This is a genomic window from Roseburia hominis, from assembly GCA_040702975.1.
GTDB classification, from domain to species: domain Bacteria; phylum Bacillota; class Clostridia; order Lachnospirales; family Lachnospiraceae; genus Allocoprococcus; species Allocoprococcus hominis_A.
Genome location: CP159990.1, coordinates 804,392 through 817,773 on the forward strand (window position 1 = coordinate 804,392; position 13,382 = coordinate 817,773).

The window sequence follows — 13,382 nt, forward strand, 5'->3', positions numbered from 1 at the left end:
GTCACCGGCTCCGTTTTCGGCGGCGCGCAGGGCACAGATACTGTGGCGGCAAATGTCAACGGCACAGTCAGCGTCACTGTTAAAAAGATCACCATTAAAGGAGCCGTTTACGGCGGTTGCGATACCAACGGCAAAGTCAACGAAACGAATGTTACCGTCAACAACCTCCCGGACTGTGATGTGTTCGGCGCGGGTCTGGGTCAAAAGACGGAGGTTGAGAATACCAATGTCACTCTGGCATTGCCGGAATCACAGGCTTTAGAAAAAGATAACGAAGACAGTCCTTTAAATGACTTCTCCGTCTATGGCGGCGGCGAGAAGGGAACAGTTACAGGCCAAAGTGCTGTAACCGTGAACCGCTGGTCCGGCGATGTCTATGGCGGTGGCAAGGGCGTTAAGGAAGGAGAAAACCTGATCGATGCCAATGCCAAGACTACCAATGTTACGGTGAGCGGTGCCCTGATGGGTAATGTCTATGGTGGCGGCGAGCTGGCCACAGTAGGCACTTCCGGTGAAACCGATATAGTAACCCATGTCACTTTGGAAACCACTGCGAAATTGTTTCACAGCGAAGTGTTTGGCGGCGGCCGCGGAGAAATGGAAAAAGAATTTGCTACGATCTACGGCAGCACAGAGGTGGTTGTAAACGGCGGTACGGCTGACGAACATAGCCCGGTGTTCGGTGGCGGCCAAAACGCCTCGGTACAGGGCAACACCAATGTGACGCTGAATGGCGGCACATACGACAGTGTGTTTGGTGGCAACGAGATGTCCGGAGAGATCAAAGGTTCTATTAACGTCACAATCCCGGAGGATAGCAGCGTAAAGGTTGCGCATCTCTTAGGAGGCGGACGTGAAGCGCCTTATGATGGACTAGGTACAAACGTCTCCATTGCCGGCGGCACAACCGGGAATGCCTATGGCGGCGGTTTTGGTCAAGGTGCGGTTGCGTTGCGCACAAACATTACCATCACCGGCGGTCGGGTGGATACCCTTTACGGCGGCGGAGAAGAGGCAACGGTTACGGAATCAGTCTCCATCAAAGTCAATGTAGAAGATAACACGGAGGCCATCGGCACCCTGTACTGCGGAAACAATCAGGCGGATATGGAGATTCAGCCGACACTGGAACTGACAGACGGCAAGATCGGAACCCTTTACGGCGGCGGTAATCAGGGTGCTATGACGGTAAAGGACGGCCTTGTATACAATCTGAACGCCGAAAACATCGAGATCGGCACGGTTTACGGTGGCTGCAATAAGGCGGATGTGCCAGGCGGCGTAAAATTGACCCTGACCAAGGGTATCTACGGCACAGTCTACGGCGGCAACAACCAGAGCGGCGCGATGCCCTCCACCTATGTGAAGCTGGCAGGCGCTACCGTGGGAACTACGCAGAATAACGCTGACAAAACCACCACCGGTGGTCTTTACGGCGGCGGCAACAAGGCAGTAACCGGAACGACCCAAGTCGTACTCAAGTCCGGCACCGCCTCCGACGTCTACGGCGGCGGCAATGCGGCTACGGTAACGGACAGTGTTTCCATTAATGCCCCGAAAGACGGCGAAGCGAAGGTCACGAATCTTTTCTGCGGCAACAATCAGGCAGATATGGCGATTCATCCGACACTTGATTTGCAAAAGGGCGAGGTCTGGACCTTCTACGGCGGCGGCAATGCAGGCGCAATGACCCATTCCAAAGGTCTGACCTATACCTTTGACAAGCCGGATATGCAATATACCTATATCATCGGCGGCTGCAACGCGGCGGACGTGATTTCAAAAAAGGGCGTTACCCTAAACCTGGAGAATGTCAAGGTGAATACGGCGGTTTACGCAGGATGCAATGAGAAAGGAAACGTAGCCAAGACCCAGGTGAATATCCTGGGGGATGTGACGCCTGTGAGTTCCCAGTTTACCTCCGTCTTCGGCGGCGGCAGAGGTAAAGATACCTCTGTTGGTAAGACAGATGTCCGCGCGATGAACGGAACCGTTCAGGGTACCCTGTACGGTGGCAGCGGCTTCGGCAGAGTGGATAAATCTCATGTCATAGTCAAGGAGAAGGAGGACGATGCAGACAGCAAAATCGTCATCAAAGCCCATGTGTACGGCGCGGGTTATGGCGAAAGCTCTGTTGTCGGTACCACGGATGTTGTGATCAACACAAAGCTCCGCATTAAGGATCCCAATAACACCGATTTATCCGATGGTTATGACGTGGTCGTCACGGAAGAAGTGACAGATACGATAAATAAAGACGAAGTCGGCTCCGGCGCAAGCTCTGTGAGCGTTGATTGGAAGAACCCAGAAGTCAGCCGTATTGAAGGCAATGTCTATGGCGGCGGCGACATGGGTCAGGTTGGTGTCGGAACCATCCATGTCGGCAGCAATACGGCGGCGATCTCGGAAGACGGATATTCCCATGTGCAGCTTATAAGCGGTTATGTGAAAGGGGATCTGTTCGGCGGCGGCAACGGCAAGCCCGCAGAAGGTACGGATTACAGCCTGAATATGGGCGCTGTATTCGGCGCCTGCCAGACGGACATTACCGGCGGCTATGTGGGCGGCAGCGTCTATGGTGGTGGCTACCAGAGCCGTGTTTACGCGAATCAGAGCAGTACAAGGCGGCTTCCGCTGCATTATGATCCGGCACAGCCTAACGGAGTCCCGGTATCAGGCGCAAAACACGATAATGCACTGGCGACCCAGGTCAATGTTTTGGAGCAGCCTGATACTTACGACCCCATAATCATCGGCAAGAGCGTGTTCGGCGGCGGCGCCAAGGGAGAAAATAACTCCACCAACCCAACGATCTACACGGTAGTGGGCGATGTGGAGGTCAACATCATCGGCGTTCACGGCAGAGTCGAAAGCAGATCTACCGCCATCTATTTCGACCAGACCGGCGGTGATTTGGGCGGCGGCTTGTATGGCGATGGAAACCTCTGCCTGGTCAACGGAGAAAAAACCGTCAATATCCGCTGCTTCAATGCAGGATATCTGATAGGCGGTAAAGGAGTGGGCAACAAGCTGAAAACCTTCTACTCCCTGCAGCGGGCCGATGTCGTGAATGTGCAGCACAGTAGGTTCGTACTCCGAGGGGCGGAGGATCTGGTGGATGAGAACGCAGACGACACCCTCTATTCCATCAACCGGGTGGAGCAGCTCAACATGCGTCAGAACAGCACCATCAAGCTCAATGAGATTGTAAACTATCTGGGCGGCCTCTGGAGCGATGAGCACTATGATACCCGCTACATCAACCGGGGCAACAACGGTCAGAATAGCTATACCACCCGGGGCGGTGTGGGTTTGGATTACATCTATGACGGCGTTCCCGAGGGCAAGGATTCGACCCAGAACGGCATGTATGACAATCTAGACGGTTCGATCCGCAGGGTACTGGGGAACAACAACCGGATTATCCATTACCGCAACGCGTATATGGAATACGTGCATGGTAAGGGGAAGTATCAGGAGGAATATGACAAAACGGATGAACCTTCCAACCAGTATGCCAATCTTAAGTCCTTCAACGAGATCTGTGTGGCCAATGGTAAGTATCTGGAGATCAAGAAGAACGATACCGAGTACGGTGATGTGAAGGGTGTGTTTATTCTCTCCCTGCTCCATGCCAATCCCGGAACCGGCGGCGGCTTCGTCTATGCCTCCATCGGCGATAAGGATACACTGAACTCCGGCTCCACCGGCGCGTTTGTCTGCGTGACCAAGGATACATCCAAGCATACGGAAGACGGGCAGCCTGTCCCGGATGATCAGCAGCCCTATATGATCATTTCTCATAACGTGGGCGGCTATCGCAGCAAGGCCGGTGGAAACGGGGACTACAGCTATTATTACTGGTATATTAAAGGCAACAAGTATGTCTATGATATGAAGGTGACCGGCTATATCGGGACGTTGGATACGGATTTTGAAAGCACTGCGGTGCTCACGGAGATGGAGGACCGGCATTACATCCTGAAAAGTATTTCGGGCGAAAAACCGGACGAGGATCCCGATGCATCTGACAGTTTCTGCTCCAAGCAGCTGGTGGATGAATGGAAGGAAGTCTATGCCGACAGCGACAAATACGCTCTGGAGCTGAAAGTCATAAGCAGCGGCAGCAGTGGTAATATCACGGAAGAATCCATTGGATTCCTGTATTACCAAAATGACGAATGGGTGATCAGAAAGACATCAGATAACTCCTATGTATCCGGCAAGAAGGAGAGCACAGATCAGGAAAAAGATTTTAAGCCCAATGACCTGATCACGGCGAAGGCCGGCACCACCAATCTGGAACTGATGGTGGTGCTCCATAAGGGCCGTGCGGTGCAGACGGAGATCCGGGATGTGCCGGTAACGCTGGATTTCGATGTGTACAGCACGGAACAAGGCGGAACCGGATATGATACCGTTAAGGATGCAAGCTCGATAAAAATCAATCTCTTTACCTCCATTGTCCGTCTGGTTCCGACCCAGGACGTGTTTGTGAGCGCGGGGCGCATTTACGCCGGTGTGCCCACCAAAGCAACCCCTTGTATCACCGGAGACTCGGCTTTCACGGTGCAGTACATCACCAAGTTCATGCCCAGCGCCTTCAATACCGCCACGGACACGATGACGGAGTGCCTGACCACTGCGGTCGAGGAGATCTATCTGCTGGATAATGAAACCGGCGTTGGCTTCACGGTGAAGGTAAACGATGATGGCACGGTAAACCTGATCCATGCCACGGAAGGGGCGAAAACCGACTATGAAATCAAGCAAACAGGTGGTGGCTACGAGGTAACATATACGAAAGGCAAGTACGCGCCGACTGAAGAAGGGCAGACAAGTATAAATCCTCTAACGGAGTCAGTGATGCAGCATTCCAATGGCATCACCTTACCTGCGGGCACGATGATCACCATGATCGCCCAGATCGACAACTACACGCCCACCTACTGGTATTACTACTGCATTGGAAACGAAACCGAAATTGACCTGGCGAAATTTAAGAAGATGAACAGCCTGGGCAAAGAGGGTGAAACCTACAACTTCGTAGCAGCATCGGGCGGCAACATTTCCAACACCGCCAGCCAGAGGGTGACGGAGAATCTGAGCTTTATCTTCGACTTCTCGAAGACGGATCAGTCCCAGGAGACGGCGGCGGGAATGCAGGATGAGCTTACAGGGCAGCTTCGCCTGCTCCATACGTATAAGTCGGGCAGCGATGATGTCGATATCATGGACGGCGTGAACGTGATCTCCAAGTCGGGCAGTTCGCCGGTTTATACCCGCAGCTATCCTGTGGTCAGCAATGGATTCGATGTTATGGGAGGCACCGGAAACCAGAGCCTGACGGTAAATGGGATAACGGGCAGTTATGCAAAGGACACCTTCGATGTGACCTTTACCATCAATGCGGATAATAACGCAGGGGAGAATACCCGTTACGGTGAGCGGGAATATTCTGTCCTGCTGGAGCGGGAAAAGGGAGAACCATTCCCGGCGGGCACCACCTTCACCTATGACAACCAACTTCTGACCCCGGGGGAGGAAAATCGGTCGGTCTGCATTCCGGTGAAGAGCACGGGCACCCATACCGTCACCATGCGGACAGAGATGGTAGGATTCCGGGAGGGAGAGGTGAAGTTGAAAGCAACGCTGTATTCTTCTCAGGACGCGTACTATCACAACGAACTGGACACCACAAGGATAGACGATCGGACGTTTACAGTGAAGCCAAATCCGTCCATTGCCCTCTCCGTCACGCAGCAGACACACCTTTATTCCCCTGGAGAATCCATGGAACTGACCGTGGAGGCGAAAGGCCCTGAGAACAATCCGGAGAAGGTTTCCGTACGGTTGTTCCGGTATAACCGAAGCGGGAAGAATTATGAGGCGAAATCGCTGGAAGATGTTCTGCCGTATGCGAGCGAATCCCTCAGTCCAGGGACAGGGCCAAGGTCGTGGACTGCCGAGATCTTCGAGAAAGCGGCCCCCGGCACCTACCGATTGGAATTCCAATATCACGATAAGATCGAGTACTGGGATTTTATTGTGAAGTAAGGCCAGCCACGCAAGCAAAATAGCCTCTTTGACATTCAAATCAAGAGGAACTTGCTGCTCTGCGGGAAGCGTATCGACTCCGGCGCAAGCTGGTAGATATGGAGCGGCCACCAATTTGCTTTCGGGGTCATTCGGACGCAGTGGCCTATCTAAAAAGAGTGGGGCAATTGAATAGGAAAAGCAGCACGGATTTGATTTGATAGTCTGTGCTGCTTTTCGTATTGTTGGAAAAGTGGTAGTCATATTCAGGGAAGATTTTGCACCATTCTTTTTGCATTACTATTGACAAAAAACAAAGCAGAGTGTAATAAACTCAAAATACACCAACTCGTAACTCAGCTATTTGAGAAAAGGGAGGAAGAAACTATGTTTTATTGTCGGGAAGAAGAACTGCGCACGATGAATCGTCGTTATGAAAAAAGCCGGTTTGTTTCTGCCTTAAATGCGTCCTCCCAGGAAAATTTGGAGGCGCTCTCCAAGGCAATCTTTACTTGTCAGAACCCGGACATCGCCAGCACGCCTACCTATCAGAGCTATGCGGATGCGCTGGATGCTGTTACCGCGATGGCAAGGGGAAAACGGCTGGTATTTGTGATTGATGAGTACCCCTATTTGGCTAAAGCGGAGAAGTCGATTTTCTCCCGGCTCCAGCACATTATCGACCATCAGTGGCAGGACAGTAAACTTTATCTGATTCTGTGCGGTTCCTCCATGAGCTTTATGGAATATCAGGTGATGGGGCTATCGGGAAATAGATAGTCTCAAACAGGAGAGGTTGTGGTCAAAAGTGACTACAACCTCTCCTTAACTTTATGATAAAAAGAAAAAAGATGGCTAACGACAGCCATCTTCTCTCCCGTTCCATGTTATAATGGAACTATGCTAAAACAAGATTATTATAACGAATTTTTTGAAATTGGGCAACAGAAAATTAACTTCAGTTTCTTCGAATTGCATTTACCCGATGACGATCCAGTCTATACCCTGAAAAAAGTGAAGGAGGAATTAGATTTTACAGGCTTGCTTGCCTGTTATTCAGATAAGGGAAGAACCGGGTACAATCCAATCATACCGTGATAGAGATTGACAACTGCTCCCTACTGGAGCTGTTGAAACTGCAGAAGAACCTGCTGAGGATTGCAGAAGGGGAAGGGATCCGGTTTGTCTGTGGGAAAGGAAAACATAAACCGGGGATCCAGAAACTCTATGAGGAACTGGAAGAATGCGGGAGCCGTCTGATGGAATATAAAGAATGCTTTGAGATCATGGGGAAAGACCGCAACAGCTATTCCAAAACAGATCTGGAAGCAACCTTTATGAGAATGAAGGAAGACCATATGCTGAACGGCCAGTTAAAACCGGCATATAATGTACAGATCGCAATGGAGAACTATTTCATCATCCACGGGTATGTAAGCAATGACCGTACCGATTACAACACCCTGATTCCGGTATTAGAAAAGCACCGCAAGGCTTTTGGGAAAGAGCTGGAAGAAGTAACTGCAGACAGTGGATACTGCAGCGAAAAGAACCTGCTGTATCTGAAAGAGAATGGCATTGCGAGTTATATTAAACTGCAGGACCATGAAAAACGGAAGACCCGTGCGTATAAAGAGGATATTGGAAAGTATTACAACATGACATATCAGGTGTTTGAAGATGAACATTTCTATATCTGCCGGGATGAACGGGAGCTTCGCCATATGCGTACAGGAAGCATCCAATGCGAATATCCTGAGCGAAAAAGGGATACTGAAGCGTCAGATCCGTTCGATCCAGACAGAAGGGCACTTTGGAGATATCAAAGAGAACGAAAACTTCCGGCGGTTCAACTACCGTTCAGCCGAAAAAGTATATAAAGAGTTTATGCTGTATGCGATCGGTCGAAATATCAATAAATACCATCGGTTTTTACATCAAGAGATTGAGAAATATGAAGGAAAAACCGGGCAAAAAACAGCATAGAAAAGGGAACGCCTTCAAATATCCAAACAAGGGGTTTTTGCGCCTTGAAATAAGGACTGTCAGAAATCGGTATTAACCGACTGCCCCAAGATATAGAATCAATAGTGAGGGAAGAAGGGATAAAAGACTATGTTGTATTTAGGATTGGCGATTATCGCCAGCGCGCTGGTGTCAACGGTTATGCGTCTTAGTGAAGGTAAAGTTAAGAATAATATGGGAATGTTTGTGGCGAATTACGCTGCCTGTTCGTTTCTTTCCCTGCTGTTTATGGATAATCTGGATTTTGGGAGGGCGGAGGCGAAAGCGGGCATTGCGGCCTGCCTTGGAGTGTTCTCAGGCGTTCTGTATTTGACCAGTTTTGTTCTTTTGCAGCAGAATATCAGGAAAAATGGTGTAGTCTTAGCTGCCACGTTCATGAAGCTGGGTGTGTTGATTCCGACGCTTATGGCTATCATTGTTTTTCGTGAGCAACCTGAATTTTTTCAGGTATTAGGCATCGGACTGGCGATTGCCGCTATTATCATAATTCACTTTGAGAAGGAAAACGTGGAGGCCTCTAAATATCAGTTCCTGCTGATTGTTCTGCTATTGGTCAGTGGCTTTACTGACTCGATGGCAAATATTTATGATAAGCTGGGGAGCACAGAATTAAAAGACCACTATCTGCTTTTTACCTTTCTGGCGGCCGGTGTGTGCGCATTCGTGCTCTGGATCAAAGAACGTCAGAAACTTTGCGTATGGGATGTTTTGGCAGGCGTCTGTATCGGGATTCCGAATTATTTTTCTTCTCGTTTTCTGCTGCTGGCGCTTCATCATCTGCCTGCAGTCATTGTTTATCCGGCGTATAGTGTAGTGACCATTGTGGTCATTAGCGTTGTGGGTGTAGTGCTGTTTAAAGAGAAACTGAGCAGGAAAAAGCTCGCTGCAATCGCGTTGATTTTTCTTGCATTGGCGTTACTGAATTTGTAATGCCGTCATGTGATAGTCGCGATATTATGATATTGAAGTGAGGTAGATAAATAATGGTGGAAGAAAAGCGGAATAAAGATTTCTTCGAAAGAACAGCAAAAGCAGACTGTGGGAGCGATTATGCGGATGATAGGTGGGAAGAGAGAAACGAAGCAGGAGTAGCTTTCATGGGGAAGATCCCATCAATTCCTGTAGTAAAACTGTTGACAATATGCTAAAATCAAGAAACAAGGAGGAGAGATATTGATGATAAATAAAAAGATGATAGCCTTTTGCGGTACATATTGCGGAGTGTGCGAATGGAAAGATAAAATCGGATGTAAGGGCTGTAAAGCCAATAGAGGAATGATGTTTTGGGGCGAGTGCGATAAAGCGAAATGCTGTATGGAAAAGGGATTTGAGCATTGCGGTGAATGTGCAGATATGCCCTGTCAAAAGCTCAGAGATCTGTTTGATGATCCAGAGCATGGCGATCATGGAGCAAGACTTCGCAATCTGAAAAATTGGAAAAACGGAAACTATGCCTATGAGAAATTAGGCAATGCAGCGCAAGAGAAGGCAAAAAACCTGGAGCGATAATAACACAACAGGAAAGATAAAAAATGGGGGGTATATATGCATTACATAAATACAATAGAAGATTTATATGATATGCTTGATCAGTATACGGAAGGAGTAGATTGGAACACTTTTTATACCAAAAGGGACAAGCCGGCGCCTTTTTTGAAATACAATAAGCTGCCAGATAAGTGTGTCGTTGAGTTCATAAGGGAGCACAATATTAAGAGCGCCTGTGAATTTGGCTGCGGAGAAGGAAGAAACGCAATTTATTTGTCTGGAAATGATATTGAGACAGAAGCATACGATTTATCAGAGGTTGCAATAGAAAATGCAAAAAGAAATGCAAGGGACAGCAAGGCGGAAAAAGTGATCTTTAAGGCGGGAGATATTTTTGCATTAGACTTGACAAATAAAAGGTTTGAATTGGTAATAGACAGTGGTATTTTCCACCATTTATCTCCGCATAGACGTTTGCAATACAGGGATATTGTATCAAATATATTAGTAGAAAACGGCTATTTCATTTTGCTGTGTTTTGCGGCGGGAGGTGATGGCGCAGATGAGATAGATGATTATGAGTTTTATAAGAGCAGGCAAACAGGGGTTGCATTTACCAAAGAGAGGCTGGAGGAGTTTTGGGGAGCAAAATTTGATATTGTAGAATTGCGAAAAGGGGAAAATGTTGTAGATTCCCAGATGTGGGAAAGCGAATACTTGTATATTTGTGTGTTGAAAAAGAGGAATTAAGACATAATTTATGGGTGGTTACCTGGAAATCGTGAAAAATACTTGCTTTGTTCAGGGTGAATAAGTTATCCTATAAACAACTATATCTACTATAAAAAACTGTGTCAAACATTTTGCAGCATCAGGAATTGCATAGGACAGGGGGGGAGATGATTATGAAGAAAATCTGGGAATTTTTTGAGAACCTGAATGAATTTGTATATGCTTCAGATATGGACAGTTACGAATTGATTTATATGAATAAGAAGCTGTTGGAAGTATATGGTTTTCATTCTCTGGAAGAAATTTACGGGAAGAAATGCTACGAGGTGCTTCAGAACTGTTCCAAACCCTGTGCGATCTGTACGAATCATGAGCTGTCACCGGGTAAATTCAAGGAGTGGGGATATTATCAGCCGGTCCTTGGAAGGTATCTGGTGCTAAAGGATACCATGATGGTGGAGGGTCAAAGACGTTACCGGATAGAGCTTGCGCTGGACGCAGAGACATCGGAGTGGCAAAGTAATGTGATCCATGGCTATAAGAATATGGAGAAGCTGGTAAATGAAGGGCTTCGGATTGCTCTGCAGGCAGCTACGCCTGATCAGACTATTGAAATCATACTGGAATATCTTGGTAAAGCATTGAATGCCGAAAGAACTTATATTTTTGAGAAAAATGAAGCCGGCTGTGACGATAATACCTATGAATGGGTGGCAAACGGAGTGACGCCGGAAAAGGACAGTTTGCAGAATTTACCTCCCGAAATCTGTGCAGAATGGTACCAGAGGTTTAAAGAGAACAAGAAAATCGTGATTGAGGATCTGGAAAATATACGTGAAGTGGATTCGACGCTGTACGAGATTCTGAAACGTCAGAATATCCGTTCGCTCGTGGTGGCCCCGCTTTACAACGACAAGAATGTGATTGGTTTTTATGGCGTGGATAATCCCCCTGCAGGATTTCATGATTATACCTACGATATGCTCCAGATCATGGGATATTTTATTTCTTCATCCATGAAAAGGCGTAATCTGGTAAAAATGCTGCAGTGTATGAGCTATTCCGATCAGCTAACAAAATTCGGCAACAGATATGCGATGAATGAGCAGATTGAGAATATATCGGATGGGGAAAGCGTGGGTATCGTATTCTGTGATGTGACAGGATTAAAACGGGTCAACGATACGGAGGGCCACAAGGCAGGAGACAGGCTGCTCCTCCGTGCATGCGAGAGCTTAAGAAGAGTTTTTGCAGATTATGAGATGTTCCGCATCGGCGGAGATGAATTTTTAGCCCTGTGTCCGGGAATAGAGGAAGAAGAGCTAAGCGGAAGAGTCGAAGCGCTGAAAAAAGATTTACAGGAAAGCTCTGTTATCATGGCAGTCGGTGCCTTCTGGCAAAAAGAGGGAAAGAAAAATATTGACAGTCTTTTATCCGAGTCAGAAAAACTGATGTATAAGGATAAATCCGCTTATTATAAGGCGGCAGGAATAGACAGGAGAAGATAAAGGGAAAATTGGGTTTTCAAAGGAAAGGAGTAGCAGCATGCTGTGCCATTTAACAATTAATTTGAATGCAGTACTCTGTGCAAGGTCTGGTGATTGGACGATACTTGTACAGAGATGATGATTGGATAGGTTGATTGATATTTAGACCTATGGTAGGAAATCGTCCACATTGGATTTTGCACTTATAGAAAATTTACCAAAATAAGGTTCACTGGACCTTATTTCAGGTATGTCTGGCAATTAAAAATATCTATAAGGAGAGAAATTCAATGAAGAATAATTTTAGAAGATATATCGTATTTTGGCTCAGTCAGGCGTTATCACAATTTGGCAGTTCTATGACGAGTTTTGCGCTGATTTTGTGGGCGTATGTGCAGGAAGGGACGGCGATGACCGTTTCGCTCATGACGTTTTTTAATTATGTCCCGTACATTATTGCGAGTCTGTTTGCCGGAGCTTTCATAGATTGCCACAGCAAGAAGAGCATCATGCTGGTGTCGGACAGTATTGCCGCGGGATGTTCCGCTGCCCTGTTTTTTTTGAGCATGGGAAATGAATTGCAGATATGGAATATTTATCTGGTGAATTTTATTATTGGTTTTATGAACGCTTTCCAGGGACCGGCATCTGCGGTCGCGATCGGTAAAATAGTACCAAAAGAGAAATTGGAGCAGGTAAGCGGAATGAATTCCTTTTCCGGCAATCTCGTCGCTGTTCTCTCTCCGGTAGCGGCAGCCTCGCTGTTTGTCTTTGGCGGTTTGAGACTGATTCTGGTAATCGACCTGGCGAGCTTTCTGTTTGCCTTTTGTGTACTTCTTTTTGTGCTGAAAATCCCGGAAGATCAGGCACGGAAGGGGGAAAAGAAATCTGCATTTGCCGGATGCAGGGAAGGGTTTGTGTATCTCAGAGAAAAGAATGAGATTTTTATGGTCGTCCTTACGATGGCGTTGCTCAATTTCTTTTCCCGATTAACCTACGAGAATATTTTGTCGCCGATGATTCTCTCAAGAAGTGCAAATGACAGTGTTATTCTGGGTATTGTAAATGCAGTCATGGGAATGGGTGGAATCGCAGGCGGTATTATCGTTTCCACCGGAAAAGTAAAGGCGAGCAGTGCAAAGATGATTTATATATCGGCATTGCTGTCGTTTCTGTTGGGGGATCTCATGATGGGAATCGGCAGAAATGTAATAGCCTGGTCGTTTGCCGGTTTGGCGGCAAGTATGCCGATTCCGTTTATCCAGGCGGGACAGATGGTCATACTATATCGAAATATCCCGGAAGAACTCCAGGGGAGAGTGTTTGCCGTAAGAAATGCCATTCAGTTTGGCAGCATTCCGCTAGGAATTCTGCTTGGTGGTCTTTTGGCGGATTATGTGTTTGAACCCTTTATGCTTAGGGACAATGTTGTTACACTGGCTCTGCGAGTGCTGGTAGGCGAAGGGGTAGGAAGCGGTATGGCGGTTATGTTTTTATGTACCGGGGTGTTAGGGGCTTCGTTTAGTTTTATGTTTTATCGCAGGAAGGATATTCGGGAGCTGTAGATTAAAAAATGATTAGCGTCCAGTAGAAAAAATTAAACCTTGAGATATG

Annotated in this window: 10 protein-coding genes; all 10 read left to right on the top strand. The window is 47.5% G+C overall.

Translation table 11 applies throughout. The features are described from left to right. Positions 1–180: 180 nt before the first annotated feature. On the top strand, positions 181–6,057 hold the full coding sequence (locus ABXS75_03715) for a hypothetical protein (protein ID XCP85921.1): 5,877 nt from the start codon (positions 181–183) through the stop codon (positions 6,055–6,057). A gap of 366 nt (positions 6,058–6,423) precedes the next feature. Then, complete coding sequence (locus ABXS75_03720; protein XCP85922.1) at positions 6,424–6,816, top strand: hypothetical protein; 393 nt, start codon at positions 6,424–6,426, stop codon at positions 6,814–6,816. Between the two features lie 350 nt (positions 6,817–7,166). Continuing rightward, on the top strand, positions 7,167–7,916 hold the full coding sequence (locus ABXS75_03725; GenBank protein XCP85923.1) for a transposase: 750 nt from the start codon (positions 7,167–7,169) through the stop codon (positions 7,914–7,916). Further along, positions 7,822–8,022 carry a transposase gene (locus tag ABXS75_03730; protein ID XCP87082.1) on the top strand — a complete coding sequence of 67 codons (201 nt, stop codon included), beginning with the start codon at positions 7,822–7,824 and terminating at the stop codon, positions 8,020–8,022. Before ABXS75_03725 ends, ABXS75_03730 begins: the two co-directional genes overlap by 95 nt. A 129-nt stretch (positions 8,023–8,151) precedes the next feature. Beyond that, the gene (locus tag ABXS75_03735) at positions 8,152–8,991 is read left to right on the top strand and encodes an SMR family transporter (protein XCP85924.1); all 840 of its coding nucleotides are present in this window, start codon (positions 8,152–8,154) and stop codon (positions 8,989–8,991) included. Positions 8,992–9,044: 53 nt separating this feature from the next. Then, positions 9,045–9,209, top strand: coding sequence for a hypothetical protein (locus tag ABXS75_03740; protein ID XCP85925.1), 165 nt, complete (start codon positions 9,045–9,047; stop codon positions 9,207–9,209). Positions 9,210–9,237: 28 nt separating this feature from the next. Continuing rightward, complete coding sequence (locus ABXS75_03745) at positions 9,238–9,570, top strand: DUF3795 domain-containing protein (protein XCP85926.1); 333 nt, start codon at positions 9,238–9,240, stop codon at positions 9,568–9,570. Between the two features lie 36 nt (positions 9,571–9,606). Continuing rightward, the gene (locus ABXS75_03750) at positions 9,607–10,299 is read left to right on the top strand and encodes a class I SAM-dependent methyltransferase (GenBank protein ID XCP85927.1); all 693 of its coding nucleotides are present in this window, start codon (positions 9,607–9,609) and stop codon (positions 10,297–10,299) included. 155 nt (positions 10,300–10,454) lie between these two features. After that, positions 10,455–11,789 (top strand): diguanylate cyclase, encoded by a 1,335-nt coding sequence (locus ABXS75_03755; GenBank protein ID XCP85928.1) that lies wholly within the window; start codon positions 10,455–10,457, stop codon positions 11,787–11,789. A 269-nt stretch (positions 11,790–12,058) separates the two neighbouring features. Then, on the top strand, positions 12,059–13,333 hold the full coding sequence (locus tag ABXS75_03760; protein ID XCP85929.1) for an MFS transporter: 1,275 nt from the start codon (positions 12,059–12,061) through the stop codon (positions 13,331–13,333). Positions 13,334–13,382 lie beyond the last annotated feature (49 nt).